The sequence below is a fragment of the Nocardia sp. CA-136227 genome (genome assembly GCF_050955695.1).
GTDB lineage: Bacteria > Actinomycetota > Actinomycetes > Mycobacteriales > Mycobacteriaceae > Nocardia.
Genome location: NZ_CP192081.1, coordinates 6,977,382 through 7,003,089, shown reverse-complemented (window position 1 = coordinate 7,003,089; position 25,708 = coordinate 6,977,382). Strand labels below are relative to the sequence as shown.

The window sequence follows — 25,708 nt, the reverse complement described above, 5'->3', positions numbered from 1 at the left end:
ACAAATGACGCTAAAGGCCGCGTGTGTAATATGTCAACGTGCTTTTCGCTGATGACACGGTGGCCTCCATGGCCGCGGCGGTCGAGCTGGTGAACTCGGCCGAGGAGCCGGACACCCTCACCGAGATCGCGCAGCTGGACGCCTTCTTCGAGAAGCACCGCTACACCGGGGCGCATGCCGGGACCGCCGCCGAACTCGCCGCGGTCCGCGCCCAGCGCGCGCCGCTGCGCCGCCTGCTCACCGCCGACCGCGACACCGCCGTCGCTGTGGTGAACGCCATCCTCGCCGAGCATCGCGCGGTCCCCGAACTGGTCCGCCACGACGGCCTCGACTACCACATCCACGCGGTCCCGCCCCAGGCTCCGCTGCAGGTCCGGATCGCCGTGGAGACGGCCATGGCGATGATCGACCTGATCCGCGCCGACGAGCTCTCCCGCCTGTCGATCTGCGCCGACGACTCCTGTGCGGGCATCGTGCTGGACCTGTCCCGCAACCGTTCCCGTCGCTACTGTTCGACGGCCTGCACCAATCGCAACGCGGTCGCCGCGTACCGGGCTCGCAAGTCCGCGAATTGAGTAGTCTCCGCCCTCCGCGTGCGCTGAGAGGGCTTCGGCATTAGTGTTCTCGAGGCCGCCCTGGCGGGCCGGTCGTTGGTGCCAGCACGCCCGCTGTACGAATTCAATCGGGGTTCCAGGTAATGACGATGAGAACACAACTGCCGCTACGTCCCTACGACGTCGTGCTGATCGGCGGCGGCATCATGAGCGCGACGCTCGCGGTGCTGATCAAGCATCTGGAACCCAGCTGGACCATCGGGGTCTACGAACGATTGCCGGAGGTCGGCCTCGAAGCGTCGGCGGCCTGGAACAATTCCGGCACCGGGCACGCGGGACTGTGCGAACTCGATTACACCGGCGAGAATCCCGACGGCTCCATCGATATCGAGCCGGCGCTCGCGCTGAATGAACAGTTCCAGCTGACCCGGCAATTGTGGGCGTCGCTGGTGGGCTCGGGGATTCTGCGCAATCCGGAGACCTTCATCAATCCGGTCCCGCATATGACGCTGGCGCGCGGCAAGACCGAGGTGGATTTCCTGCGCCGCCGCCACGAAACCATGTCCGCGCATCACCTTTTCGCGAATATGAAGTTCAGTGACGATCCGGCGGTGATCGGCGAATGGGCGCCGCTGCTCACCGCGGGCCGCGACGACGGCGATCCGATCGCCGCCACCCGCGACATCACCGGCAGCGATGTCGATTTCGGTGAACTGACCCGGCAGCTGTTCCATTGGCTGCGCTGGCAGGACGTGGAGATCCACCGCAATTGCGAGGTGCGCGGACTGCGCCGCAACAATGACGGCACCTGGCAGCTGCGGGTGGACTGGCGCACCGACAACGACCGGCTCACCCGCAAGGCCGACGCCCGTTTCGTCTTCGCGGGCGCGGGCGGCTGGGCGCTGAGGATCCTGCAGAAGGCCGGGATTCCCGAGGCCGACGGCTACGGTCTGCTGCCGGTCAGCGGCCGATTCCTGCGCTGCGACAATCCCGAGGTGGCGGCCGGGCACGACGCCAAGGTGTACGGGCGGGCGCTGTCGGGTGCGCCGTCGATCGCCATGCCGCACTTGGACACGCGCATCGTGAACGGGGAACGGGCCCTGCTGTTCGGGCCGTACGCGGGCGCGAATCCCCGCTTCCTGAAACAGGGTTCGCTGCTCGACGCCCCGGCCTCGCTGCGGGCGGGCAATGCCGGGTCCATCGCGGCCATGTTGAAGGCGAATACCGAGCTGCTGCGGTTGCTGGCCGGGCAGCTGACCTCGACCCGCAAGAAGAAGCTGGCCGCGCTGCGCGAGTTCGTGCCCGAGGCGCGCGCCGAGGACTGGTCGCTGATCACCGCCGGGCAGCGCGCTCAGCTGGTGAAGCCGGACGCCGAACGCGGCGGGGTGCTCGAGTTCGGCACCGAGGTGGTGGCCGCGCAGGACGGATCGATCGCTGCGGTGCTGGGGGCGAGCCCGGGCGCGTCGACGGCGCCGGTGGTGCTGCTCGAGGTGCTGCAGCGCTGCTTCCCGCGCTATGCCCGGATCTGGGAGCCGCGGCTGCGGGAGTTGATGCCGACGCTGGGGCACAGTCTGGCCGACGACGCCCGGCTGGCCCGGCAGACCATGGCCCGGACCGCGGAGGCGCTGGGTCTGGCGGGCCGGGTGGTGGGCTGATTCTTCCGGGCGTCGTGGGCTGATGCGGCAGGAAACTGCCAGGCCCCGGTCCCGGACCGCCGTGGACAAAGTCGCGTTCCGCCCGGTATGAAATTGGAACACGTTTCATTTTTTCTATCGGCGGGAGACGCGATGGACAGCGCGAATGCGACCATGGGCGACATGGTGATGGCGGGCTTCAAGAAGCTCGGCTTCATCCAGTTCACGGGCATCGAGAGCGTCGAGTACGGCCCGGGCCGCAGCGTGGTCGGCATGGCCGCGCGCCCCGAGCACTTCAACCACAATGGCGACATCCACGCCGCCCTGCTGTTCGGCCTGGCCGAGACGGCCGCCATGGGCGCGGCCATCTCCGGCATCGTGGACCTGATGGGCGACACCTTCATCGTGGCCCGCGACGGCCGCATCGAATACCTGGCCCGCGCCAAGGGCCAGGAGGGCCCGTTCACCGGCACCGCCGAGCTGTCGCCCGAGACCATCGCCGAGACCCGCGCGAACATCGAGTCCCACACCGAGATCGAGCTGGAGGTGCCGGTGATCATCGCCGATGTCACCGGCAAGCCCGTGGCCCGCGCCGCGTTCACCGCCGTCATCCGGCCGCGCCGCAAGTAGTCTCAGCGTTCGCTGTCGAGCATGGCCATCTGCGCTGGGGCGTAGCGCCCACCCGCCACCCGGTCGGCGGGCACCGCGGCCTCGATGGTGGCCAGCTCGGCGTCGGACAGCCGGATGTCCACCGCTGCAACGGCTTCGGCCCAGCGCTCCGGCTTCCGCGCGCCGATCAGCGGCACGATGTCGATGCCGCGCGACAGCGCCCAGGCGATGGCCAGCTGGGCCACGCTCACCCCGCGCGCGGCCGCGATCTTGCCCAGCGCCTCCACCAACAGCAGGTTGGCGTCCAGGTTCTCGCCCTGGAAGCGCGGGCTGTGGGCGCGGAAGTCGCTGGGCGCGAACTGCGCTCCGCCTCCCCGCGCTTGCCCGGCGCGCACCGAATCGCTGAGCAGGCCGCGCGAGAGCACCCCGTACGCGGTGATGCCGATCCCGAGTTCCCGTGCGACGGGCAGGATCTCGGCCTCGATGCCGCGCGACATCAGCGAGTACTCGATCTGCAGATCCGCGATCGGATGCACGGCCGCGGCCCGGCGCAGCGTCTCCACGCCCACCTCGGACAGGCCGATATGGCGGATGTACCCGGCCTGGACCAGTTCGGCCAGCCCGCCGATGGTCTCCTCGATCGGGACGTTCGGGTCCAGCCGCGCGGGCCGGTAGATGTCGATGTAGTCGGTGCCGAGCCGCTGCAGCGAGTAGGCCAGGAAGTTCTTGGTGGCCGCCGGCCGGGTGTCGACGCCGCCGAAGCTGTTGTCCGGGCCGCGCAGCGCCCCGTATTTCACGCTGAGCAGGACGTCCTCCCGCTTGCGGTCGGCCAGCGCCTGCCGGATGAGCAGTTCGTTGTGGCCCATGCCGTAGAAGTCGCCGGTGTCGATGAGGTTCGCGCCGGAATCGAGGGCGGCGTGCACGGTGGCGATCGAGACGGCGTCGTCGGCCGACCCGTACATGCCCGACATCCCCATGGCGCCCAGGGCGATGCGGGAGACGGCGGGCCCGGTCTTGCCGAGCCGGCCGGTGCTGAGGTTCGTGGTCATGGGAACAACACTGCGCCCGATCCCGGGAGTGCGGGAGAGGAGCGCTGATCCAGGGATCGGCGATCCCTGGTTGCCGGGCCGGGCTGTGGACGGTTGTGGATGGATCCGTGCCCAGGCTGGGACTGCCGATACCTGGTTACCGGACCGGGGACGGGGGACAGTGGTGAGGTGGATCGAACCGAGCTGGCCGACTTCCTGCGCCGACGCCGTGAGCAGCTGCAACCGCAGACCGTCGGGTTGCCGCCGGGCGCCCGCCGCCGCACGCCCGGCCTGCGCCGCGACGAGGTCGCCCTGCTCGCGGGCATGTCGACCGACTACTACACCCGCCTCGAACAGGCGCGCGGGCCGCGACCGTCGGTGCAGGTGCTGGCCGCGCTGGCGCGGGCGCTGCGACTGACCGACAGCGAACGCGACCACCTCTTCCACCTGTCCGGGCATCAGGCCCCGGCCCGCGGCGGCGACAGCCACGTGGGCCCCGGCATCCTGCACGTGCTGTCCAAACTGGACGACACCCCGGCCGTGGTCATCTCCGACCTGGGCGAGGTGCTGGTGCAGAACCGCATGCACACCCTGCTGTCCGGGGACTACACGCGGCGGCGCGGCCTGGACCGCTGCATTCCGTGGCGCTGGTTCACCGAGCCGGGCTCGCGCGCCATCTTCCCGCCGGAGGACTGGGAAGCCATGAGCCACAAGCACGTCGCCGACCTGCGCGCGGTCTCCGCCCGCCGCGCGGGCGACGCCGACGTCACCGAACTGGTGGCCCGGCTGCGCGCCGCCAGCCCGGAATTCGAGCGGCTGTGGCACGAACACGAGGTGGGCACCGGCACCGGGCACGTCAAACGCATGATCCACCTGGAAGTCGGTGTGCTGGAACTGATCTGCGAGCCGCTGCTCACCCCCAGCGCCACCCGGCACGTGCTGATCTACTACCCCGCGCCGGGCACCGACACCCAGGACAAGCTGGATCTGTTGCGGGTCATCGGAACCCAGTCGATGACCGGCGGCTGATCCCTACTCGTGGGGGACGCCGCAGCGCCGCTTGCGGGGCTTGAGATGCAGCCCCGGCAGCGGGGGAGCGGGGATCCGCTGTTCGGGCGAGTGGCCCGCGATATCGGCGAACCGGCCGACATCGTGCTTCTCCCAGTCGTTGCGGGCCTGCTCGATCTCCTCGTGACTGCGGGCCACGAAGTTCCACCACATGACCAGGTCCTCGCCGAATGGTTCACCGCCGAGCAGCAGCAGGTGCGCGCCCGTGGTGTCGTGCACGCGGATCGCGTCCCGGTCGCTGCCCAGGTAGAACAGGCTGCCCGGCTCGACCACGGTGCCGTCCAGGCTCAGCGCGCCCGCGATCACCAGCACCGCGTGCTCGAACGCCGGGTTCAGCGGCAGCGCGGTGTCGGCTCCGGCCGCGACGCGCAGGTCCGCGCCGACGATCGGGGTGTAGGCGGTGGCCGGGGAGGTGACCCCGTCCAGCGTGCCGATCAGGACCGTGCCCTCGATCGACGGCGCCCGGAAGGCGGGCAGTTCCCGATGCTGCTCGAAATGCGGTGCGATATCCCGGGATTCACCCGGCAGCGCCACCCACAGCTGCAGCCCGTGCCCCGAGATGTGGCCCGGCACCCGATATTCCGAGTGCGCGATGCCGTGGCCCGAGGTCATGATGTTGAGCTGGCCGGGCGCGATCTCCACATCCGAGCCCACACTGTCGCGGTGTCGGATCCGCCCGTCCAACGGCCAGGTGACGGTCTGCAATCCGATGTGCGGGTGCGGGTCGATGTCGTGGCCCTCGGGGTTGGCCTTCGACGCGCCGTCGAAGTGGTCCAGGAAGCACCACGCGCCGACCGTCGGCAGATCCCGCTGCGGCAGCGACCGGAACACGGTCACCCCGCGGACCCCGCCGAGCGGCACCTCCCGGGCCGGGAAGAACTCCGCCCGCGGCCCCGGACGGCCCGACGACTCGCACAGCGACTCCTCCGGCCGCGGCTCCAGATCACTCACACCCGCACCTCCCTGCTCACCGATCCCGCTTGATGCCCTTGCCGACAACGTATTCGTCGAACTCCGGATGCTTGTCCAGCCAGCCCTTGATGAACGGGCAGCGTGCCACGATGGTGCGGCCGCGGGCGATCACATCCTTGATCGCCTCCTGCGCGAGCAGATTCGCCAGGCCCTTGCCGCTGAATTCCTGATCCACCTCGGTGTGAATGAAGGTGGTGTCGTTGTCGTCGCGCTCGCGGTACTCGCTGAATCCGGCGAGCGAATTCCCGTACCACACCTCGTACCGGTGTTGCGCGTCGTTACGAACGACTGTAGCCGCCACGGCCTGTTCGCTCATTGTTCAGTTCTCCTTCCGCACCCGCACCGGATGTTTGCTCACAATCGACGCTCGATTGAACGCGCCGATAGTGGTGGCAGCCCAGATGAGAACGGACATCTGGTCATCCGACAAATGTTGCCGCGCAGCAGCATACTCACGCTGCATGCTTTCCTCATCCGGCAACGAAGTGACGGTCTCGGCCACCGAGAGCGCCGCCTGCTGCAGTTCCGTGAACAGATACGGACTGCGTTGCCAGCCGGGGAGCACATCCAATTGCTGTTGTGTGACGCCGGCCTCGCGGGCCGCGCGGGTGTGCAGGTCGAGGCAGAACGGGCAACCGGTGAGCTGGGACACCCGCACGTTCACCAATTCCATGACGGCACGGTCCAGATCGGCTGCCGCGGCGGCGTTCCGCACTGCGAGCGCGACGCCGTTGAGCGCGTGGAAGATCTCGGGTGACTGCTTGTCGATCCACACTCGGTCATGAGTAACAGGTGACTGCATAGTGGCTGCATCGTAAGCCGAGAAGGTGAACCGTGCGTTCTGGTCTGAAAATTGAACATTCCGGACCGTCGCGAAATAACCGGCCCGCATCCGTCGTTCACCAATCGACGACACGGTCCTCGGCCTCTGGAGCAATCAATGAGCAGCAGCCTCGCCGGCATCCGCACCCGGGTGCGGATCCCGCTGGCCTTCGCCGACGGCTATTCGACCACCGCGCAGGCGGTCACCTTCGACGGCCTGGAGGACGGCCGCGAGCACGTCGCCCTCATCCTCGGCGACCCCGACCTCGGCGCCGCCACGCCGCTGGTGCGGCTGCACTCGGAATGCCTCACCGGCGACGTCTTCGGCTCCGCCCGCTGCGACTGCGGACCCCAGCTGCGCGAATCCGTGGAACGCATCACCGAGACCGGCGGCGTCCTGCTCTATCTGCGTCAAGAGGGCCGAGACATCGGCCTCTACAACAAGCTCGACGCCTACGCCCTGCAGGACGACGGCCTCGACACCTATCAGGCCAACACCGCCCTCGGCTTCGACGAGGACGCCCGCGACTACACCGCGGCCGCACAGATGCTGACCGCACTCGGCGTCGGCGAGCTGGACCTGCTCACCAACAACCCGGACAAGGTGCGGCAGCTCACCGCGCTCGGCGTCACCGTGCGCGACACCGTCCCGACCGGCGTCCACGCCAATCCCGGTAACCTGCGCTACCTCCGGGCAAAAGCCGAGCACACCGGGCACACCATCCGCCTGGTCGGCTGAACCCGACGCGTTTCCGGCCCCGCGCCGAGTCGGTGCGGGGCCGGAAACAGTATGGGCAGGGGGACTATTCGCGTCCGGCCGAGCTGAACTTCATGTCCGCGTAGCGATCTCCGGCCACCAGGGCCGCGATCGCGTCCAGGGTCTCCAGTTCCGCCGCGGTCATCTCCACCGTCGCCGCGGCGACGTTCTCGGCGACCCGGGTGCGGCTGCGGGTACCCGGAATCGGCACCACCGGGAGGTCATGCACCCGCGCCCGGGCGTGCACCCAGGCCAGCGCCACCTGCGCCGGGGTCAGCCCCCGCGCCGCCGCGATGACGTGCATCGGGGCCAGGATCTCGGCATTGCGCACCGCGTTGTCCCCGGCGAAGCGGGGATGGCGGCGACGGTAATCCCCTTCCGGCAGTTCGCCGGTCGGCGTGACGGCGCCCGAGAGGAAGCCGCGACCCAGTGGCGAGTAGGGCACGAAGGTGACACCGAGTTCGGCCGCGGCGGGAACCACCGCGCGCTCCACGTCCCGCGAGAACAACGACCACTCCGACTGCACGGCCGCGATCGGGTGCACGGCGTACGCGGCGCGCAGTTCCGGGCCGGTCACCTCCGACAATCCCAGCTGCCGGACCTTGCCCGCCGCCACGAGTTCCGCCATCACGCCGACGGTCTCCTCGATCGGGACGCCGTCCTGCTTGCGGTGCATGTAGTACAGGTCGATCACGTCGATGCCGAGCCGTCCCAGGCTGGCGTCCACGGCCGTGCGGATGTACTCCGGCGAGTTGTTGATACCCCGGAATCCGGGGTCGTCCGCGCGGCGCTCCAGGCCGAATTTCGTTGCCAGCACCACGCTCTCGCGGTGTGCGCGCACGAACTCGCCGACGAACTCCTCATTGTGGCCGCTGCCGTACATGTCGGCGGTGTCGAACAGGGTCACGCCCAGTTCGAGGGCCCGCTCCAGCGTGGCCCGGGCCTCGGCGGCGTCGGTCGGGCCGTAGAACTCGCTGATCCCCATGGCCCCGTAGCCCTGCGCGCCGACCCGGGTGGTCCCGAGCGCGGTGGTGGGCAATGCCGTTGTGCTGGTCATCGATCAATCCCCTTGGTTTGCACTGCTCTTCGCCCGGGCCGGCGGTGGTGCGCAGACCGGGCCGCCCTGATAGAGCGCGATCTTGCGGTCGAGGACCACCAGCGTCGATCGGAGTTCCTCGATCTGCGCCAGCACCTCCTCGCGGGTCCGGCGGAACATGGCGAGGCGCTCCGGGAAGGTGTGGTCGCCCTCGCGCACCAGCTCGGCGTAGCGGACCATGTCGGCCACCGACATGCCGGTGCTGCGCAGCTTGCCGATGAACGCGAGCCACTGCAGGTCGCGGTCGCTGAAGCGGCGCTGACCGGAATGGTCGCGATCCACGTAGTCCATCAGGCCGATGCGCTCGTACCAGCGCAGCGTGTCGCGGGTGAGCCCGCTGTGCTCGGAGGCTTCGCCGATCGAATACCGCGGTCGCTCGAAGTCCACGGTGTCGCTCGTCGCCGGTGCTGCGTTCATCGGTCTCGCCCTCCTGTGCCGAACCCCTGGTATCGACGCTACTGGGTTGGAGTGCACTCCAAGCAAGGGCTGGGCGCGCGAAGATTCGAACGGTCGGCGAATCGGCCGATTCCGGGCCTACCCTGGGGGCATGCCTGGAAAAGACATGGATCGGATCAGAGCGCGATCGGCTCTGGAGACGGCCAAGGAACAGCCGGTGATCACGGCCATCGCCGTACTACCGGTGCTGGCGGTGCTCGGTGTCGTGTGGGCGCTCGCGGGTTTCGGCTGGGCGCTGCTGCTCCTGCTGATCATGGCGGGAGTCGTGGTGTGGAAGGGCAAGCTGTTCGGCTGAGCCCGAGCCAGCCCTGCCCGGGCGGCTAACGCGGCACGTGGAAGCGCACCAGCTCACCCGTGCCCGGGTCGGCGTCTGCCCACAGCCGGTCGAATTCGAGCACGGCCAGGGCCGAGGTGGGGAACTTCTCGCTCATCTCCCCGGCCGGGCCGGAGTTCCGGTTGGCCGCCAATTCCCATGCGGTCCAGGGCATTCCGGGGGAATGGCCGACCAGCAGCAGGGTCTCCACGGCCGGATCGGTGAGCTGCACCAGTTCGATCAGGGTGTGCGGGGACGCCTCGTAGATCGACTTCTCGTAGGACACCGGCGCGGTGACCTCGGTGGCCGCCAGCGTCTCCCGGGTCCGGGTCGCGGTGGAGCACAGCACGGCGTCGATCTCCGGCTGGGTGGCGCGCAGCCACTCGCCCGCCAGCGCCGCCTCGCGCCGCCCGCGCGCGGCCAGCGGCCGGTCGTGGTCGGCCACGCCCTCGGGGTATCCGGACTTGCCGTGCCGCATCAGGATGAGAGTCCGCACCATACGCACTACGGTAGGTGTCCTCGAGTGGAGCCCGGAGACCGGACTCACAGCGGTGCTGCCAGGTGCCGCCGCGAGACACTGCTCACACTCGAGGCACACTGGTGGTTGGCGGCACACAGCTGTGCCGACACCCGTTGGAATGCCGCCTATATTAGAACGTGTTCTACCGACCCTGCTCGAACCCCGAGCGGAGTAGCACCACGCGACAGTTTCGAGGATCTGCGAGATATGGCCTATGTGATCACGCAGCGTTGTTGCAACGACGCCAGCTGCGTACCCGAGTGTCCGGTCGATTGCATTCGTCCCACGCCCGAGCAACGCGAGTTCGCGACGACGGAGCAGCTCTACATCGACCCGGATACCTGCATCGACTGCGGCGCCTGCGTCGACGCCTGCCCGGTCGACGCGATCTTCTCCGAGGACGATCTGCTCGCCTCGCTGGGGCGGTTCCGCGATATCAACGCCGCCTACTTCCAGCGTCACCCGCTGGAGTCCAACTTCGAGCCGCTGGTCGCCCCGACCCGCGCGCCCAAGGAGCTGGGTACGCTGCGCGTCGCCATCGTGGGCGCCGGCCCCGCGGCCTGCTACGCCGCCGAGGAGCTACTGCGTCGCGCGGACGTCGAGGTGGAGCTGTTCGACCGGCTGCCCACGCCGTACGGCCTGGTGCGCGCGGGCGTCGCGCCCGACCACCCGGGCACCAAGTCGGTGGCCAACCTGTTCGAGTCGGCCTTCCGGCGCGAGGCGCTGCAGTACCGGCTGAACGTGGAAGTCGGCAAGCACATCTCGCACGAGGAGCTGCTCGGCCATCACCACGCGGTGATCTACGCCGTCGGCGCGGCCACCGACCGCCGCCTCGGCGTCCCCGGTGAGGACCTGCCCGGCAGCCACTCCGCCACCGAGTTCGTGGCCTGGTACAACGGCCACCCGGACTTCGCCGACCGCGAGTTCGACCTGTCCGGCGAACGCGCCGTCATCGTCGGCAACGGCAATGTGGCGCTCGACGTGGCCCGCGTGCTCACCGTGAACCCGGACGAGCTGGCCAAGACCGACATCGCCGACCACGCCGTGGATGCGCTGCGCCGCAGCAACATCAAGGAGGTCGTGGTGCTGGGCCGCCGTGGCCCGCTGCAGGCCGCCTACACCTCGCCGGAGTTCCTGGCGCTGGCGCACCTGAAGGGCGTCGACATCATCGTCGACCCCGAGGACCTGGTCCTGGACCCGGCCTCGCAGGCCGAGCTGGACAGCCCCGAGGTCGAGCCGTCGCTGCAGCTCAAGTACACCCTCGCTCAGGAATACGCCGCCGGTACCCGCAACCAGGACAACAAGCGCATCGTGTTCCGCTACCTGGTCTCGCCCACCGCCGTCACCGGTGAGGGCAAGGCCGAGGGCGTGGAGTACGTGCACAACGAGCTGGTCGAGGAGAACGGCCGAACCGTGGCCCGCGCCTCCGACCGCACCGGCAGCCTGGAGGCGTCGCTGGTGCTGCGCTCCATCGGCTACAAGGGCGAGCCGGTCGCGGACGTGCCGTTCGACGAGTCCAAGGGCGTCATCCCGAACGACAAGGGCCGAGTCCTGGCCGACGGCAACCCGGTTCAGGGCGTGTACGTCTCCGGCTGGATCAAGCGCGGCCCGCGCGGCGTCATCGGCTCCAACCGGGTCGACTCGACCGAGACCGTCGACCAGATCATCGAGGACTACACCAACGGCAAGCTGGCCGCGCCGCAGGGCGACCGCGCTGCCCTCGATGCGCTGCTCGCCGAGCGTCAGCCCGACCAGATCGGCCGCGAGGGCTGGAAGGCCATCGACGCCGCCGAGAAGACCGCGGGCAAGGCCGCCGGCCGCCCCCGCGTGAAGTTCACCAGCGTCGAGGACCTGCTGAAGGCCGCCAAAGGGTAACTCCCTCGGAGCCTGACCACGCGTGAACGACTGCGGCCCCACCCGGAAAGGGTGGGGCCGCAGTCGTTTTCGTGTCGGGGGCTATTTGCCGAGGTTGATGAACAGGCCGTCCTTGGAGCACATGGACCCGACCGTGGGGTTCGAGGGGACGGCGTGGCAGGACCAGCCGTCGATGGTCGCCCGATCGCTGGTGCCGACCTGCTGGGCGTACTTGGTGGCGACGTTGATGGCCTCGGTGCAGCCGACCCGGCCGGCGGCGCCGGCCACGGCGGTGACCGAGCGGCTGCCGCCGCCCGCGTCGGTGACGGTGCCGCAGTCGGCGTCGGGGAGGGCGGCTCCGCTGGTGGTGGGCGGGGGAGTCGTGGCGGGCGGGTTGGGGGCCGCGCCGCCGCGCAGGCCGATCAGGAAGCCCTCCTTGAAGCAGATGTGCGGGACCGCGGCGTCGGGCTGGGGCTGGCAGGTCCACCCGTCCACCTGGGCGGCATCGCCGGTGCGGGTGGCCTGCACGTAGCGGGTGGTGACGGTGATGGCCTCGGTGCAGCCGGGGACGCCGCCGGAGCTGGCGTAGGCGATCACGTTGGCGCCCTGGCCGTTTGCTCCGGTGATCGGTCCGCAATCGACGTCGCCGGCGGTCTGGGTGGTGGGCACCGGCGGGTGGGTCGGGCCGGGATGCTCGGTGGTGGTGCTGCTCGCCGCGACGGTGGTCGACGTGGTGTTCTTCGACGAATCCTGGGAGCTGCCACAGGCCGTCATCCCGACGACCAGCGCGGGCGCGGCCGCGAGCAGCGCGATGTGAGCGAATCGCATGGCGAACGGTCTCCTGTCCCCGATCGCCACCCCTGGGCGATCGACCTGCCGCTCAGTGTCGCAGGCAAACGTTCAGCGAACGTGGTGTGACGCGGGGAATGTCGCCGGAGGTCAATCGATTTCGCAGTTGCGACACCGCGGCGCAGGTGGGCAACAGACCCGCCTTCGGGGTCGGCTCAGGCGCCGGGCAGCGGTCCGATCCGCACCGCGGTGGTCGTCACCCCGCCCACCACGAACCACAGCCGCAGCGAGGCGGGATGCCCGGCCCGGTCGCCGGGTTCGTACCGGCTGCGCACGCTCACGTGCTGGCGGGCCAGCACCGGCGCCACGTATTCGATGACCGCGCGATGCGGCCCGGCCAGCAGCTTCGGATAATCCACCAGGTACTGCTCCACCGCCTGCCAGTAGGCCGCGTTGTTCACGTGGTTGTACTGGTCGATATCGGTGGCGCGGACCGGGAACGGCAGGTCCACATCCGATTCCGGCGGGGTGGGGTCGGTGAGCCAGGGCCGCCAGCGCAGCCGGTGCTCATCGGTGGTGCGGGCGAGTTCGGCCAGGCCCTCGTCGCTGATCCGGGTCGGCATATTGGTGAACTCGTTGATATTGATCCAGAAGCCCTCGGTCTCGATCAGGCCGCCGTTGTCGCTGGTGATGCGCACCCGCATATTGGTCCAGCGGGTCGACATGGCCGAGCACCAGCGGCGCAGCTCCACCCGGTCCGGCCAGTGCACCGGCCGGACCACGTCCACCACGGTGCGCCGCACGATCCAGGCCGGATCGGTGCGGTGGAAGAAGCCGGATTGCATTTCCTCCCAGGCGATGTCCTGGAGGTAGCGGGCCGTGGCGTCGAATCGCAGCCGCTGATACGGGTCCACATCGCCGGCTCGCACCGGCCACGCGGAAGCGAAGCCCATGCCCTCCTGGGGAAGCGGGGCGAGTGGCTCATCGAGTGACACTGGTGCTCCTCGCGCTGCACGGTGTGCCGCATGTCTATCCAGCGGCGCCGGGGGTGCGGCGCCTGCTGACCGAAGTCGGTGACATGACTCTACGGGGCTCGCGGTACCCGTTCGCGCCGAGTCGAAGGAATGCCGGTGCGCTGTTCGAAGGAATGACACCGGGCCGTGCGCCCCGTAGCCTTTCCAGGTGTATCTCCGGTGGGTTCCCGGAGTGCATCCGGCAGTAGGGAGGACGACGCGGGTGGCCGCAGGGGAGAGGGCTGGTTCGCGGTTCGGGCAGTACGAACTACGGCGGCTGCTCGGGGTCGGCGGCATGGGCGAGGTCTACGAGGCCTACGACACCGTGCGCGACCGGGTGGTCGCCGTGAAACTGCTCGATGTGGACCTGGCCCGGCAGCCCACCTACGTCGAACGCTTCCGCCGCGAATCCCGCACCGCCGCCAAACTCCAGGAACCCCACGTCATTCCGGTGCACGACTGGGGTGAGGTGGACGGGGTCCTGTTCATCGACATGCGGCTGGTCCGCGGCCGCGACCTCAAGGCCTACCTGTTCGAGGAGGGCCCGCTGCCGCCCGAGCGCGCGGTCGCCGTGGTGGAGCAGATCGCCGCCGCCCTCGACTCCGCGCACGAGAACGGCCTGGTGCACCGCGACGTCAAGCCCGCCAACATCCTGCTCACCGGCGACCTGTTCGCCTACCTGGTGGATTTCGGCATCGCGCACACCGAATCCGACGTGCAGCTGACCCAGACCGGCAATGCCATCGGCTCCTTCGCCTACATGGCGCCGGAACGGTTCGAGCACAATGCCTCGGTCTCGCCGAGCGCCGACATCTACGCGCTGGCCTGCGTCCTCTACGAATGCCTGACCGGCGGCCCGCCCTTCCGGGTGGTCGGCAATCTGGCCAATATCCGCGCCCACATGCTGACCCCGCCGCCGCGCCCCAGCGTCCGCACCGGCGTCCCGGTCGGCCTGGACCAGGTGGTCGCCATCGGCATGGCCAAGGAGCCCGGCCGCCGCTACGCCAGCGCGGGCCAGCTCGCCCGGGCCGCCCGGGCCGCGTTGATGCGTGCCGCGCACGGCGAACCGACCCGCACCACGGTGCCGCCCGCTCCGCCGACCATCGGCAGTCCGGCGGTTCCGCCCGGTCATTCGGAACCCCACTATCTCGACAACCCTTCGGGCCCAGCGGATCCCGCGCGCCAGCTGAATCCGCCGGTCGGCGGCCCGGTCCGGGGCGTCGACCCCTCCGGTCCGGTGCGGCATCCGTCCGGACCGCAGCCGCACCCGTCCGCGCCTGTGGATAATGCGCGTGCCGCACAGGCGTTCCCGGCGGGGCCTGTGGATCACTCCCGTGGGATGCCTGTGGACAACTCTCGGGTCGGCCCTTCCGCGGGTCCGATGGATTACTCACGCGGAGAGCAGGTCCCGGGGCAGGCGGCCCCGGTCGCGCCGGGCACCGTCGACCCCACGGTGCGACGGCAGACCGTCTCCGGACAGTCGGGGTACCTGCCCGGGTTCGTCGATCGGTCCGCGCCGCGCGAACACCCTTCCGCGCCACTGCCATTGCCGCCCAAGAACCGCGGTTCGCTGCCGCTCGTGGTGGGCGCGCTGCTCGGCGTGGTCCTGGTGCTGGGTTCGGTCCTGGCCTGGGTGCTGTTGTCCGGCAACGACTCCGGCGGCGGCTCCGACAATGCCGGGAGCGCCACGACCAAAGCCGCGAACTCGGCCGGGTACCCGTCGCCCACCGTCCCGACTACCACGCTGGTCCCGCTGAGCGCGAACGTATCCAACTCGGACGCACAAGGTTTCGATTCGAGCCCCCGCTGCGATTCGAGCGACCCGGCCATGGTCATCGGCCGCACCGACCGTTCGCGCCTGGTGGTGTGCCGCAGCGCCACCGGCCGCTACTACTACAAGGGCCTGCGCATCAGCGATGGCGCGACCATCCAGATCAACGATCCGGTGCCGGACGGCAACGGCGGCTTCACCGTCACCAACCCCACCGACGGCACCCAGTACCGCATCACCGCGTACGGCCTGGTCATCACCAAGGACGGTCAGGTCGCGGCCAACGAATCCATGGTCGAGTACGCCCACCGCTGAGCCGGGTTCCGCGAAAAACCTCGCGTCCGATGGATGATCGTTGGCAGGGTGTGTCCGTATCGGATAGTTTCGGCAGGTATCCGCCGGTGGATTGATCGGAGTTGATCGCGAATGCGCGCAGCCGTGGTGAGCAAGCTGGAAGGCCCGGAAGCGATCGAGGTTCTCGATATTCCGGAGCCGGTCGCTTACCCGGGCGGTGTCGTCATCGACGTGCACGCCGCCGGAATCGCCTTCCCCGACGTGCTCATGACCCGGGGGCTGTACCAGATGAAGCCGCCGCTGCCCTATGTCGTGGGCTGCGAGGTGGGCGGCATCGTGCGGGAGGCCCCGGCGGGCGCGCACGTCCAGGCCGGGGACCGGGTGATCGCGCTGACGCTGCTCGGCAATGCCGCCGCGGAGGTCGCGATCGCGCCCGTCGACATGGTCTTCAAGCTGCCCGACAACGTCTCCCTGGAGTCCGGCGCGGGCGTGCTGTTCAACGACCTGACCGTGCACTTCTGCCTGCGCAACCGCGGCCGCCTGGCCCAGGGCGAGACCGTGCTGGTGCACGGCGCGGCCGGCGGCATCGGCACCTCCACGCTGCGCATGGCGCAGGCGCTGGGCGCGGGCCGGGTGATCGCGGTGGTCAGCACCGAGGAGAAGGCCGAGGTGGCGCGCGCCAACGGGGCCACCGACGTGGTGCTCACCGACGGCTGGCTGGCCGCGGTCAAGGAACTGACCGGCGGCCGCGGCGTCGACATCGTGCTGGACCCGGTGGGCGGCGACCGCTTCACCGACAGCATCCGCTCGCTGGCCTCGGGCGGCCGTGTCCTGGTGGTCGGCTTCACCGCGGGCGACATCCCCACCGTGAAGGTGAATCGCCTGCTGCTCAAGAACGTCGAGGTGATCGGCGCGGCCTGGGGCGAATGGGTCATGAGCCACCCCGGCTACCTGCGCGAGCAGTGGGCCGAGGTGGAGCCGCTGCTGGCGAACGGCAAGATCACCCCGCCGGAGCCGCTGCTCTACAGCCTCGCGCACACCGCCGAGGCGGTCTCCGCGCTCGACAAGCGCACCGCCACCGGCAAAGTCGTCGTCACGCTCCGCTGAATCCGGACCACACGCTCGCCGGGACGCGAGCCGCGATCGGTTGCTGACACGGGCGAATCGATCGCGGCTCACGTAGCGTCGACGAGCGTGAAGCTGTCCACCCGGGTTCTGAACCGGACTCTGCTCGAACGCCAGCATCTGCTGGAACGGTCCACGCTCGGCGTGCACGAGTTGTGCGATCACCTCGTCGGCCTGCAGGCGCAGGACATGCTGCCGCCGTTCGTCGCATTGTGGAGCCGCGCCGCCGATTTCGATCCGGCGGCGGTGTCGAAGGCGCTCGACGACCGCTCCCTGGTGCGAATCACCTTGATGCGAGGCACCATTCACCTGGTCACCCCGCCGGACGCGCTGCGCATCGCCCCGCACATCCAGCCGGAGCTGGAGAAGATCCCCTTCCGCAAGGGCTTCAACTACGGCGCCCTGGTCGGCCTGGACCCGGAAGAGGTCCGCGCCCAGGGCGAATCGGTGCTTGGCGACGACCCGACCCCCGCCGCGACCCTGCGCGAGCACGCCGCCGCGCGCTACCCCGACCGCGATCCCGGCGCCATCGTGCAGGCCTGGCTCTACCAGCTCCCCGTCCTGCAGACCCCGCCGCGGGGCCGCTGGGGCGACAGCAGCCGCCCGATCTGGTCCCGCGTGCACCCCTGGCTCGGCGCACCCCCGGACCCCACCTACCCACTCGAGGAACTGCTGCTGCGCTACCTGCGCGCCTTCGGCCCCGCCACCACCATGGACATGCAGACCTGGTCCAAGCTGACCGGCATGAAGCCCGCCGTCGCGAAACTCGGTGACCGCGTCCGCACCTACACCGACGACCGCGGCCGCACCCTCTACGACGCCGCCGACGCCACCCTCGCCGACCCGGACCTGCCCGCCCCCGTCCGCTTCCTCGGCTGGTACGACAACGCGATCCTCTCCCACCAGGACCGCACCCGCATCGTCCCCGACGGCAACGCCCCGCCCCTGCGCGCCTTCGCCAACCAGGTCGCCCCGATCCTGGTCGACGGCTTCCTCTCCGGCGTCTACAAGGTCTTCACCAAGGGCGCCACCGCGGCTCTGCGCATCAGCCCGCACGCCGCCTGGTCCAGCTCGGACCGTGCCGCCGTAGAGGCGGAAGCCTTTGCCCTGCTGGCCTTCTCGGAGCCGGATCGCGAACCGGCCGTCGAGATCCTCGATCCCGGAGCCGACCTGCGCCCGTGATCAGTGCGCGGCGCGATACGCCGGGGCCTTGCTCGATCCCGACGGCGTGAGCGTCCGCAGCAGCGGCAGCGTGCGGTGGGGGACCACCGTGGACAACACCACCACGCTGTGCGACCGCACCACCGAACTGGTCCGGTCGATGCTCAGCAGCACTGCCTGCAACCCGGCATGCGAGTCCGCGCCGATCCGGCACAGCACATCACCGGAACCGGTGGTCGCATAGGCCTCGAGCACGCCGGGAATGGCCTCGAGGTCGACGGCGACCGCGTCCAGCGCGCCCTGCGCGATCTCCAGGGTGACGAAGGCCTGCACGTCGAAACCGGCCGCGGTGACATCGATCTGCGGGTCGTAGGAGGAGATCACCCCCGCCTCCTCCATGCGCGCGATGCGGGACTGCACGGTGGCGCGGGCGACTCGGGTGCGGCGGGAGAGTTCCAGGATGCCCGCCTTCTGGTACTCGTGCATGGCGGTGAGGATGGCCAGGTCGAGTTCATCCAGCCGGGCGGGCGTGCGGGACATCGCGGAGCCTCCACTCAGGGGTCGAGCGGAAGCTCCGCTCGTGAGTTCGCTGCTATTCAAATTGTCCAGCACCGGGCGGCGGATGGTGGTGCGATTCACCACAGTGTTCAGTGAATTTCGGCGATATTGCCTAGTGGCGACCGGTGGGCTTTTCCTGATCACATGAGCATCGACGCAGGACACCAGCGCCCGCGGTCCGGCGACCTGCCCGGCGACGACGAACTGCGCCGCCTGGTCGGCCTGATCGACCACGACGCCGCCACGGACCCCTTCCCGGTGCTGGGCTGGGACGCGCTGGTGTGGGTGGTCGGCAATGCCACCCAGACCGCGCACTACCTGCAGTCCGCGTTCGGTATGCGGCTGGAGGCCTACTCCGGGCCCGAGACCGGCAATCGCGACCACAAGGCGTTCGTGCTGCGCAGCGGCGGCGCCCGCTTCGTGGTCAAGGGCGCGGTGGACCCGGCCAGTCCGCTTGTGGCGCATCACGATCGGCACGGGGACGGGGTGGTGGACATCGCGCTCGAGGTGCCGGACGTGGACCGCTGCATCCGCCGCGCCCGCGCCCAGGGCGCCACCGTCCTGGTCGAACCGCACGACGAGGGCGACGAATACGGGGTCGTCCGCTCCGCCGCCATCGCCACCTACGGCGACACCCGGCACAGCCTCGTCGACCGCTCCCGCTACTACGGTCCCTACCTGCCGGGCTATCAGCCCCGCCGCTCCGCCTACGCTCCACGCCCCGGGCAGCCGACGCGCGTCTTCCAGGCCATCGACCACGTGGTCGGCAATGTGGAACTCGGGCGCATGGACCAGTGGGTCGAGTTCTACCGGCGCGTCATGGGATTCGAGAACATGGCCGAATTCGTCGGCGACGACATCGCCACCGACTACTCGGCGCTGATGAGCAAGGTCGTGGCGAACGGCAACCACCGGGTCAAGTTCCCGCTCAACGAACCCGCCCCGAGCCGCAAGCGCTCCCAGATCGACGAGTACCTCGAGTTCTACCGCGGCCCCGGCGTCCAGCACATCGCCCTGGCCACCGGCGACATCCTCACCGCGGTCGACGTGCTGCGCCGCGAGGGCATCGAATTCCTCGACACCCCCGACAGCTACTACGAGGATCCGGAACTGCGCGCCCGCATCGGCCACGTCCGGGTCCCGGTCGCCGAACTCCAGCGCCGCGGCATCCTGGTCGACCGCGACGAGGACGGCTACCTGCTGCAGATCTTCTGCAAGCCCGTCACCGACCGCCCGACCGTGTTCTTCGAGCTCATCGAACGCCACGGCTCCCTCGGTTTCGGCAAGGGAAACTTCAAGGCCCTGTTCCAGGCGATAGAGCGTGAACAGGAAGCGCGCGGAAACCTCTGAACAGCAAAGCAACACGACCGCAAACCCTGACGACGAGCCTGATCCGGCAAAACCAGTAGAGTTCAGGCCATGCGAATGGCGTCAGCGATCGTCGCGGGGTCGGTCCTCGCCTTGCTGCTGTCGGCGTGCGGGGGGACCAAGGATTCGGAGGACACTCCGGGGTTGCGGCCACCGCCCAAAGTGGCGACGCTCGGGCCGTTCGTCGGGGAGTGCGGTCACCTCACCGACGACGAGGTCCGGGACCTGGGCGGGCTCGGGACCCTCACCACCGTCTTCAAGAACTCCACCGGCTGCAATTGGCAGGCGGGCGGAATCAGTTCCTCCAGCGTGACTTTCGCCTCCTACCGCGGCAGCCCCATCGATCGCGAGAAGGCGTGGGTGGCCAGCGTCGGCCGCACCCCCGCCAGCATCGAGGTCGGCGGGCGCAAGGGCTTCCAGGCGCTGGACCCCAGCAACGCGGTCTGCGATCTCGCGGTGCAGCTCGACGACGACTTCTTCGAATGGTCCATCTCGTACGGCGCGTTCGGCAGCGGCAATCTCGGCAACCCCTGCGACCGCACACGCAAGATGGCCGAACTGACCGTGCAGCGGCTCGGATGAGGGGGACCGCCATGCCGCGTCGCGGCAAGCTTGCTGTAGCCGCGTCCGTGCTCGTCCTCACCGCGGCGCTGGCCGGGTGCGGCAAGACCGTGCCGGGCACCGCCCTGCCCGCCGGCGGCACCACCGGCACCGGCGGCTCGCCCCGGATCAACACCAACTTCGACAAGCTGCTGCGCGAATGCCAGGTGGTCGCGGTCGACGACATCGGCAAAGCGGTCGGCGACAACATGTATGTGGAGCCGTCGTTCAACGGCGCGGTCTGCATGTGGAATCTGACCGGCGGCGCCGCGGGCAGCGGCATGGTCACGCTCAGCTGGTACGAGCTCGGCTCGCTGGCCAACGAGAAGGCCAACAACGACCGTCTGAAGTATGTGACCAACGACATCACCGTGCAGGGCCGGCGCTCGCTGGAGACGCACCGCCCGAACGATCCGGACTCGTGCGGCGTGAGCGCCCCGGCCGCGGATACCGGCATCGTCGGCTGGTGGGTCAACTACCGCAATGGATCTCGGCACGCGGACCCCTGCGAAGCGGCTCGCAAGCTGGTGGAGTTGACGTTGAACCTGGCTCGATAAGGGCTCTACCAGCCCCGGCGGGGGGACCCTCTTTTGCCCCTCCCAGAGCCCGCGGGTATCGTGGACCGCTGTGCCCGGAAGCATTCGGGCAAGTTGATGCGCAGTACGTAGGCCAGCGAGAGCGGCTGACCTTTTCAGCGTGCCTTGAAAAGGGCTCCGAGCTGCGTACGACACGCCCGACCCCGTGGCGGCGAAATGCCGCGGGAACTGGGCGGAGAGCTCGAATGACAAAGACATGAAGTTCCAGACACCTGGTTACTAATAAGGAAAGCCGGTCTATGCCAACCATCAACCAGCTGGTCCGCAAGGGTCGCCGCGACAAGGTCGCCAAGACCAAGACTGCGGCCCTCAAGGGGAGCCCGCAGCGTCGTGGCGTGTGCACTCGCGTGTACACCACGACCCCGAAGAAGCCGAACTCCGCGCTCCGTAAGGTCGCGCGTGTTCGCCTGACCAGCGCGGTCGAGGTCACGGCCTACATCCCCGGTGAGGGCCACAACCTCCAGGAGCACTCGATGGTGCTCGTGCGCGGCGGTCGTGTGAAGGACCTCCCGGGTGTGCGCTACAAGATCATCCGCGGCTCGCTCGACACCCAGGGTGTCAAGAACCGCAAGCAGGCCCGCAGCCGCTACGGCGCCAAGAAGGAGAAGAGCTAATGCCGCGTAAGGGTCCCGCTCCCAAGCGTCCCCTGATCAACGACCCGGTCTACGGCTCGCCCCTGGTGACGCAGCTGGTCAACAAGATCCTGCTGGACGGCAAGAAGTCCACCGCCGAGCGCATCGTCTACGGCGCCCTCGAGCAGGCTCGCGAGAAGACCGGCACCGATCCGGTCGTCACGCTGAAGCGCGCGCTGGACAACGTCAAGCCCGCCCTCGAGGTCAAGCCCCGCCGTGTCGGTGGCGCCACCTACCAGGTGCCGGTCGAGGTCCGTCCGGGCCGCGCCAACACCCTGGCGCTGCGCTGGCTGGTCAACTACTCCCGCGCTCGCCGCGAGAAGACCATGGTCGAGCGTCTGGCCAACGAGCTGCTGGACGCCAGCAACGGCCTGGGCGCTTCGGTGAAGCGTCGCGAGGACACCCACAAGATGGCCGAGTCGAACCGGGCCTTCGCGCACTACCGCTGGTGACCTGTGGCCCGGCCCTCCGTTCGGAAGTGCCGGGAGACGAGTCACATGTCGGGCGCGACCGCCGAGCTGCTGCAAGCGAGGCACTTACGCGTCGCGCCCGACGTTGACACCGATGGCCCAGGAACCCCAGGGCCTATCCCGTTGAATCCCAACTAGCTACGAGCGGGGAAGATTTCCGTGGCACAGGAAGTGCTCACCGACCTGAACAAGGTCCGCAACATCGGCATCATGGCCCACATCGATGCGGGCAAGACCACCACCACCGAACGCATCCTGTTCTACACCGGTATCACGTACAAGATCGGTGAAGTTCACGATGGCGCCGCCACCATGGACTGGATGGCGCAGGAGCAGGAACGCGGCATCACCATCACGTCCGCCGCGACGACCTGTTACTGGAACGACAACCAGATCAACATCATCGACACCCCCGGCCACGTCGACTTCACCGTCGAGGTGGAGCGTTCGCTGCGCGTGCTCGATGGCGCCGTCGCGGTGTTCGACGGCAAGGAAGGCGTCGAGCCGCAGTCCGAGCAGGTGTGGCGTCAGGCCGACAAGTACGACGTGCCGCGTATCTGCTTCGTCAACAAGATGGACAAGCTGGGCGCTGACTTCTACTTCACCGTTCAGACCATCAAGGACCGCCTGGGTGCGAAGCCGCTGGTCATCCAGCTGCCGATCGGCGCCGAGGACACCTTCGAGGGCATCGTCGACCTGGTCGAGATGAACGCCAAGGTCTGGAAGGGCGAGACCAAGCTCGGCGAGCAGTACGAGGTCGTCGAGATCCCGGCCGATCTCAAGGAGCGCGCCGAGCAGTACCGCGAGGAGCTGCTCGAGACCGTCGCCGAGTCGGACGAGGAGCTGCTGGACAAGTTCGCCGGTGGCGAGGAGCTCTCGATCGAGGAGATCAAGGGCGCCATCCGCAAGATGACCGTCAACTCCGAGCTCTACCCGGTGCTGTGCGGTTCGGCGTTCAAGAACAAGGGCGTGCAGCCCATGCTCGACGCCGTCGTCGACTACCTGCCGTCGCCGCTGAACGTGGAGTCGGTGCAGGGCCACGTGCCCGGCAAGGAAGACGAGATCCTCACCCGCAAGCCGTCTTCGGACGAGCCCTTCGCGGCGCTGGCGTTCAAGATCGCGACCCACCCGTTCTTCGGCAAGCTGACCTACGTCCGTGTGTACTCCGGCAAGGTCGATTCCGGCGCTCAGGTCATCAACGCGACCAAGGGCAAGAAGGAGCGTCTGGGCAAGCTGTTCCAGATGCACTCCAACAAGGAGAACCCGGTTCCCGAGGCCGTGGCCGGCCACATCTACGCGGTCATCGGTCTGAAGGACACCACCACGGGTGACACCCTGTGCGATCCGCAGAACCAGATCGTGCTGGAGTCCATGACCTTCCCGGACCCGGTCATCGAGGTGGCCATCGAGCCGAAGACCAAGGCCGACCAGGAGAAGCTGGGCACCGCGATCCAGAAGTTCGCGGAGGAGGACCCCACCTTCAACGTGAAGCTGGACCAGGAGACCGGCCAGACCGTCATCGGCGGTATGGGTGAGCTCCAGCTCGACATCTACGTCGACCGCATGAAGCGCGAGTTCAAGGTCGAGGCCAACATCGGTAAGCCGCAGGTGGCCTACCGTGAGACCCTGACCAAGGCGGTGGACAAGTACGAGTACACCCACAAGAAGCAGACCGGTGGTTCGGGTCAGTTCGCCCGCGTCATCATCGCTCTGGAGCCGCTGGTCGACGCCGAGGACGGCGCCACCTACGAGTTCCAGAACAAGGTCACCGGTGGCCGTGTTCCGCGTGAGTACATCCCCTCGGTCGACGCCGGTATCCAGGACGCCATGCAGTACGGCGTGCTCGCCGGCTTCCCGCTGGTGAACGTGAAGGCTTCGCTGCTCGACGGCGCCTACCACGAGGTCGACTCCTCGGAAATGGCGTTCAAGATCGCCGGCGCGATGGCCCTCAAGGAAGCGGCCCGCAAGGCCGGTCCGGTGATCCTCGAGCCGCTGATGGCGGTCGAGGTCACCACGCCCGAGGACTACATGGGCGAAGTGATCGGCGACCTGAACTCCCGCCGTGGCCAGATCCAGGCCATGGAGGAACGCAGTGGTGCCCGTGTCGTCAAGGCGCTGGTTCCGCTCTCGGAGATGTTCGGCTACATCGGTGACCTGCGGTCGAAGACCCAGGGCCGGGCGAACTTCTCGATGGTGTTCAATTCGTACGCGGAGGTTCCGGCCAACGTGTCGAAGGAGATCATCGCCAAGGCGACCGGCGAGTAATTCGCTGTCGGGGCGGATTCTCGAGAGTCCGCCCCGCGTGGTCGTCGAACGACCCCCTGTTATACAAACCGCACTGCTGCAAAAAAGCACGCACTAACTAGTCCAGGAGGACCACAGTGGCGAAGGCGAAGTTCGAGCGGACGAAGCCCCACGTCAACATCGGCACCATTGGTCACGTCGACCACGGCAAGACCACGCTGACTGCCGCGATCACCAAGGTGCTGGCTGACACCTACCCGGACGTGAACGCCGCGTTCGCGTTCGACCAGATCGACAAGGCGCCGGAGGAGAAGGCTCGTGGTATCACGATCAACATCTCCCACGTCGAGTACCAGACCGAGAAGCGCCACTACGCGCACGTCGACGCCCCCGGTCACGCGGACTACATCAAGAACATGATCACCGGTGCCGCCCAGATGGACGGCGCGATCCTGGTCGTGGCCGCCACCGACGGCCCGATGCCGCAGACCCGTGAGCACGTGCTGCTCGCCCGCCAGGTCGGCGTGCCCTACATCCTGGTCGCGCTGAACAAGTCCGACATGGTCGACGACGAGGAAATCCTCGAGCTCGTCGAGATGGAGGTCCGCGAGCTGCTGGCTTCGCAGGAGTTCGACGAGGATGCCCCCGTCGTGCGCGTCTCCGGCCTGAAGGCGCTCGAGGGCGACCCGAAGTGGACCGCGTCCGTGCTGGAGCTCATGAACGCTGTCGACGAGTCGATCCCGGACCCGGTCCGTGAGACCGACAAGCCGTTCCTGATGCCGATCGAGGACGTCTTCACGATCACCGGTCGTGGCACCGTCGTCACCGGTCGTATCGAGCGCGGTGTGATCAACGTGAACGAGGAAGTCGAGATCGTCGGCATCCGCGAGAAGTCGCAGAAGACCACCATCACCGGTGTCGAGATGTTCCGCAAGCTGCTGGACCAGGGCCAGGCGGGCGACAACGTCGGTCTGCTGGTTCGTGGTCTGAAGCGTGACGACGTCGAGCGTGGTCAGGTCGTCGTGAAGCCGGGCACCACCACCCCGCACACCGAGTTCGAGGGCCAGGCGTACATCCTGTCGAAGGACGAGGGCGGCCGCCACACCCCGTTCTTCAACAACTACCGCCCGCAGTTCTACTTCCGTACCACGGACGTGACCGGCGTCGTGACCCTCCCCGAGGGCACCGAGATGGTCATGCCCGGCGACAACACCGAGATGCTGGTCAAGCTGATCCAGCCGGTCGCCATGGACGAGGGCCTGCGTTTCGCGATCCGTGAGGGTGGCCGCACCGTCGGTGCCGGTCGCGTCACCAAGATCATCAAGTGATTCGCTGAATCACCTGGTGATTCCTTGAATCGCTGACGGACGGCGTCGCTCCGAAAGGGGCGGCGCCGTCTGCCTT

At 68.6% G+C, this 25,708-nt stretch carries 27 protein-coding genes; 17 read left to right on the top strand and 10 right to left on the bottom strand.

The genetic code is table 11. From position 1 onward, the window contains the following. Nucleotides 1-38 precede the first annotated feature (38 nt). From ACQP06_RS32315 to ACQP06_RS32305, 3 genes are all read left to right on the top strand, one after another. Nucleotides 39-575 carry a CGNR zinc finger domain-containing protein gene (locus ACQP06_RS32315; RefSeq protein ID WP_379092377.1) on the top strand — a complete coding sequence of 179 codons (537 nt, stop codon included), beginning with the start codon at nt 39-41 and terminating at the stop codon, nt 573-575. Nucleotides 576-703: 128 nt separating this feature from the next. After that, nucleotides 704-2,209, top strand: a complete 1,506-nt coding sequence (gene mqo, locus ACQP06_RS32310) for a malate dehydrogenase (quinone) (RefSeq protein ID WP_433668676.1) — start codon at nt 704-706, stop codon at nt 2,207-2,209. Between the two features lie 132 nt (nt 2,210-2,341). Continuing rightward, a complete protein-coding gene (locus ACQP06_RS32305; RefSeq protein ID WP_433668674.1) occupies nt 2,342-2,818 on the top strand; it encodes a PaaI family thioesterase in 477 nt (158 codons plus the stop codon). Nucleotides 2,819-2,820: 2 nt separating this feature from the next. Here ACQP06_RS32305 and ACQP06_RS32300 read toward each other — a convergent pair whose 3' ends face one another. Beyond that, entirely contained in the window at nt 2,821-3,846 is a 1,026-nt protein-coding gene (locus ACQP06_RS32300; RefSeq protein ID WP_433668672.1) for an aldo/keto reductase, read from the bottom strand. Nucleotides 3,847-4,014: 168 nt separating this feature from the next. Between ACQP06_RS32300 and ACQP06_RS32295 the strand changes: the two genes are divergently transcribed. Continuing rightward, nucleotides 4,015-4,854: a helix-turn-helix transcriptional regulator gene (locus ACQP06_RS32295; RefSeq protein WP_433668670.1), complete on the top strand. Its 840-nt coding sequence runs from the start codon at nt 4,015-4,017 to the stop codon at nt 4,852-4,854. A gap of 3 nt (nt 4,855-4,857) precedes the next feature. On the opposite strand, the gene ACQP06_RS32290 is transcribed toward ACQP06_RS32295, so the two are convergent. Genes ACQP06_RS32290 through ACQP06_RS32280 form a run of 3 tightly spaced genes read right to left on the bottom strand, consistent with a single transcriptional unit; the run spans nt 4,858 to nt 6,640 of the window. Continuing rightward, a complete protein-coding gene (locus tag ACQP06_RS32290; protein WP_433668669.1) occupies nt 4,858-5,844 on the bottom strand; it encodes a pirin family protein in 987 nt (328 codons plus the stop codon). Nucleotides 5,845-5,860: 16 nt separating this feature from the next. Next, complete coding sequence (locus tag ACQP06_RS32285) at nt 5,861-6,181, bottom strand: GNAT family N-acetyltransferase (protein ID WP_357091126.1); 321 nt, start codon at nt 6,179-6,181, stop codon at nt 5,861-5,863. A gap of 3 nt (nt 6,182-6,184) precedes the next feature. Continuing rightward, entirely contained in the window at nt 6,185-6,640 is a 456-nt protein-coding gene (locus tag ACQP06_RS32280) for a carboxymuconolactone decarboxylase family protein (protein WP_433668667.1), read from the bottom strand. Nucleotides 6,641-6,805: 165 nt separating this feature from the next. Here ACQP06_RS32280 and ACQP06_RS32275 point away from each other — a divergent pair, with 165 nt between their 5' ends. Continuing rightward, complete coding sequence (locus tag ACQP06_RS32275; protein ID WP_433668665.1) at nt 6,806-7,426, top strand: GTP cyclohydrolase II; 621 nt, start codon at nt 6,806-6,808, stop codon at nt 7,424-7,426. Nucleotides 7,427-7,490: 64 nt separating this feature from the next. On the opposite strand, the gene ACQP06_RS32270 is transcribed toward ACQP06_RS32275, so the two are convergent. Both ACQP06_RS32270 and ACQP06_RS32265 read right to left on the bottom strand, forming a co-directional pair. After that, complete coding sequence (locus tag ACQP06_RS32270; protein WP_433668664.1) at nt 7,491-8,501, bottom strand: aldo/keto reductase; 1,011 nt, start codon at nt 8,499-8,501, stop codon at nt 7,491-7,493. A 3-nt stretch (nt 8,502-8,504) separates the two neighbouring features. Continuing rightward, nucleotides 8,505-8,957 (bottom strand): MerR family transcriptional regulator, encoded by a 453-nt coding sequence (locus ACQP06_RS32265; protein ID WP_433668663.1) that lies wholly within the window; start codon nt 8,955-8,957, stop codon nt 8,505-8,507. A 130-nt stretch (nt 8,958-9,087) separates the two neighbouring features. On the opposite strand from ACQP06_RS32265, the gene ACQP06_RS32260 reads away from it, so the two are divergent. Beyond that, entirely contained in the window at nt 9,088-9,291 is a 204-nt protein-coding gene (locus ACQP06_RS32260; protein WP_213559226.1) for a hypothetical protein, read from the top strand. A gap of 25 nt (nt 9,292-9,316) precedes the next feature. On the opposite strand, the gene ACQP06_RS32255 is transcribed toward ACQP06_RS32260, so the two are convergent. After that, on the bottom strand, nt 9,317-9,808 hold the full coding sequence (locus ACQP06_RS32255; protein WP_404204403.1) for a SixA phosphatase family protein: 492 nt from the start codon (nt 9,806-9,808) through the stop codon (nt 9,317-9,319). A 228-nt stretch (nt 9,809-10,036) separates the two neighbouring features. Between ACQP06_RS32255 and ACQP06_RS32250 the strand changes: the two genes are divergently transcribed. Next, on the top strand, nt 10,037-11,704 hold the full coding sequence (locus ACQP06_RS32250; RefSeq protein ID WP_433668660.1) for an FAD-dependent oxidoreductase: 1,668 nt from the start codon (nt 10,037-10,039) through the stop codon (nt 11,702-11,704). Nucleotides 11,705-11,785: 81 nt separating this feature from the next. On the opposite strand, the gene ACQP06_RS32245 is transcribed toward ACQP06_RS32250, so the two are convergent. Both ACQP06_RS32245 and ACQP06_RS32240 read right to left on the bottom strand, forming a co-directional pair. Next, nucleotides 11,786-12,511: a hypothetical protein gene (locus tag ACQP06_RS32245; protein ID WP_433668659.1), complete on the bottom strand. Its 726-nt coding sequence runs from the start codon at nt 12,509-12,511 to the stop codon at nt 11,786-11,788. Nucleotides 12,512-12,687: 176 nt separating this feature from the next. Beyond that, nucleotides 12,688-13,467, bottom strand: a complete 780-nt coding sequence (locus ACQP06_RS32240; RefSeq protein WP_357091144.1) for an acyl-[acyl-carrier-protein] thioesterase — start codon at nt 13,465-13,467, stop codon at nt 12,688-12,690. Nucleotides 13,468-13,708: 241 nt separating this feature from the next. Between ACQP06_RS32240 and ACQP06_RS32235 the strand changes: the two genes are divergently transcribed. The 3 genes from ACQP06_RS32235 (at nt 13,709) to ACQP06_RS32225 (ending at nt 17,857) form a co-directional block, all read left to right on the top strand. After that, on the top strand, nt 13,709-15,571 hold the full coding sequence (locus ACQP06_RS32235) for a protein kinase domain-containing protein (protein ID WP_433668656.1): 1,863 nt from the start codon (nt 13,709-13,711) through the stop codon (nt 15,569-15,571). 111 nt (nt 15,572-15,682) lie between these two features. Further along, nucleotides 15,683-16,657, top strand: a complete 975-nt coding sequence (locus ACQP06_RS32230; protein WP_433668654.1) for an NADPH:quinone oxidoreductase family protein — start codon at nt 15,683-15,685, stop codon at nt 16,655-16,657. Between the two features lie 87 nt (nt 16,658-16,744). After that, nucleotides 16,745-17,857: a winged helix DNA-binding domain-containing protein gene (locus tag ACQP06_RS32225; protein WP_433668653.1), complete on the top strand. Its 1,113-nt coding sequence runs from the start codon at nt 16,745-16,747 to the stop codon at nt 17,855-17,857. On the opposite strand, the gene ACQP06_RS32220 is transcribed toward ACQP06_RS32225, so the two are convergent. Continuing rightward, a complete protein-coding gene (locus ACQP06_RS32220) occupies nt 17,858-18,376 on the bottom strand; it encodes an Lrp/AsnC family transcriptional regulator (RefSeq protein ID WP_357091151.1) in 519 nt (172 codons plus the stop codon). It lies immediately after the preceding gene. A 162-nt stretch (nt 18,377-18,538) separates the two neighbouring features. On the opposite strand from ACQP06_RS32220, the gene hppD reads away from it, so the two are divergent. From hppD to tuf, 7 genes are all read left to right on the top strand, one after another. Then, nucleotides 18,539-19,744 carry a 4-hydroxyphenylpyruvate dioxygenase gene (gene hppD / locus ACQP06_RS32215; RefSeq protein ID WP_433668652.1) on the top strand — a complete coding sequence of 402 codons (1,206 nt, stop codon included), beginning with the start codon at nt 18,539-18,541 and terminating at the stop codon, nt 19,742-19,744. Nucleotides 19,745-19,813: 69 nt separating this feature from the next. Next, nucleotides 19,814-20,344, top strand: coding sequence for a DUF3558 domain-containing protein (locus tag ACQP06_RS32210; protein WP_433668651.1), 531 nt, complete (start codon nt 19,814-19,816; stop codon nt 20,342-20,344). An 11-nt stretch (nt 20,345-20,355) separates the two neighbouring features. Beyond that, entirely contained in the window at nt 20,356-20,919 is a 564-nt protein-coding gene (locus ACQP06_RS32205; RefSeq protein WP_433668650.1) for a DUF3558 domain-containing protein, read from the top strand. Between the two features lie 278 nt (nt 20,920-21,197). Beyond that, nucleotides 21,198-21,572: a 30S ribosomal protein S12 gene (gene rpsL / locus ACQP06_RS32200; protein ID WP_014353064.1), complete on the top strand. Its 375-nt coding sequence runs from the start codon at nt 21,198-21,200 to the stop codon at nt 21,570-21,572. Further along, nucleotides 21,572-22,042, top strand: a complete 471-nt coding sequence (gene rpsG / locus ACQP06_RS32195; protein ID WP_040813378.1) for a 30S ribosomal protein S7 — start codon at nt 21,572-21,574, stop codon at nt 22,040-22,042. Before rpsL ends, rpsG begins: the two co-directional genes overlap by 1 nt. 177 nt (nt 22,043-22,219) lie before the next feature. Then, nucleotides 22,220-24,325: an elongation factor G gene (fusA, locus tag ACQP06_RS32190; RefSeq protein ID WP_433668648.1), complete on the top strand. Its 2,106-nt coding sequence runs from the start codon at nt 22,220-22,222 to the stop codon at nt 24,323-24,325. 116 nt (nt 24,326-24,441) lie between these two features. Then, on the top strand, nt 24,442-25,632 hold the full coding sequence (tuf, locus tag ACQP06_RS32185) for an elongation factor Tu (RefSeq protein WP_433668646.1): 1,191 nt from the start codon (nt 24,442-24,444) through the stop codon (nt 25,630-25,632). The last annotated feature ends 76 nt before the right edge of the window (nt 25,633-25,708 follow it).

Excerpts from the sequence above, each read along its gene's own strand:
- ACQP06_RS32210 (WP_433668651.1), top strand. The coding sequence starts at position 19,814 with ATGCGAATGGCGTCAGCGATCGTCGCGGGGTCGGTCCTCGCCTTGCTG.
- ACQP06_RS32265 (WP_433668663.1), bottom strand. The coding sequence starts at position 8,957 with ATGAACGCAGCACCGGCGACGAGCGACACCGTGGACTTCGAGCGACCG.
- ACQP06_RS32230 (WP_433668654.1), top strand. The coding sequence starts at position 15,683 with ATGCGCGCAGCCGTGGTGAGCAAGCTGGAAGGCCCGGAAGCGATCGAG.
- ACQP06_RS32285 (WP_357091126.1), bottom strand. The coding sequence starts at position 6,181 with ATGAGCGAACAGGCCGTGGCGGCTACAGTCGTTCGTAACGACGCGCAA.
- ACQP06_RS32220 (WP_357091151.1), bottom strand. The coding sequence starts at position 18,376 with ATGTCCCGCACGCCCGCCCGGCTGGATGAACTCGACCTGGCCATCCTC.
- ACQP06_RS32250 (WP_433668660.1), top strand. The coding sequence starts at position 10,037 with ATGGCCTATGTGATCACGCAGCGTTGTTGCAACGACGCCAGCTGCGTA.
- ACQP06_RS32275 (WP_433668665.1), top strand. The coding sequence starts at position 6,806 with ATGAGCAGCAGCCTCGCCGGCATCCGCACCCGGGTGCGGATCCCGCTG.
- mqo (WP_433668676.1), top strand. The coding sequence starts at position 704 with ATGAGAACACAACTGCCGCTACGTCCCTACGACGTCGTGCTGATCGGC.
- rpsG (WP_040813378.1), top strand. The coding sequence starts at position 21,572 with ATGCCGCGTAAGGGTCCCGCTCCCAAGCGTCCCCTGATCAACGACCCG.
- ACQP06_RS32205 (WP_433668650.1), top strand. The coding sequence starts at position 20,356 with ATGCCGCGTCGCGGCAAGCTTGCTGTAGCCGCGTCCGTGCTCGTCCTC.
- ACQP06_RS32255 (WP_404204403.1), bottom strand. The coding sequence starts at position 9,808 with ATGGTGCGGACTCTCATCCTGATGCGGCACGGCAAGTCCGGATACCCC.
- hppD (WP_433668652.1), top strand. The coding sequence starts at position 18,539 with ATGAGCATCGACGCAGGACACCAGCGCCCGCGGTCCGGCGACCTGCCC.
- ACQP06_RS32245 (WP_433668659.1), bottom strand. The coding sequence starts at position 12,511 with ATGCGATTCGCTCACATCGCGCTGCTCGCGGCCGCGCCCGCGCTGGTC.
- ACQP06_RS32300 (WP_433668672.1), bottom strand. The coding sequence starts at position 3,846 with ATGACCACGAACCTCAGCACCGGCCGGCTCGGCAAGACCGGGCCCGCC.
- ACQP06_RS32305 (WP_433668674.1), top strand. The coding sequence starts at position 2,342 with ATGGACAGCGCGAATGCGACCATGGGCGACATGGTGATGGCGGGCTTC.
- ACQP06_RS32270 (WP_433668664.1), bottom strand. The coding sequence starts at position 8,501 with ATGACCAGCACAACGGCATTGCCCACCACCGCGCTCGGGACCACCCGG.
- rpsL (WP_014353064.1), top strand. The coding sequence starts at position 21,198 with ATGCCAACCATCAACCAGCTGGTCCGCAAGGGTCGCCGCGACAAGGTC.
- ACQP06_RS32260 (WP_213559226.1), top strand. The coding sequence starts at position 9,088 with ATGCCTGGAAAAGACATGGATCGGATCAGAGCGCGATCGGCTCTGGAG.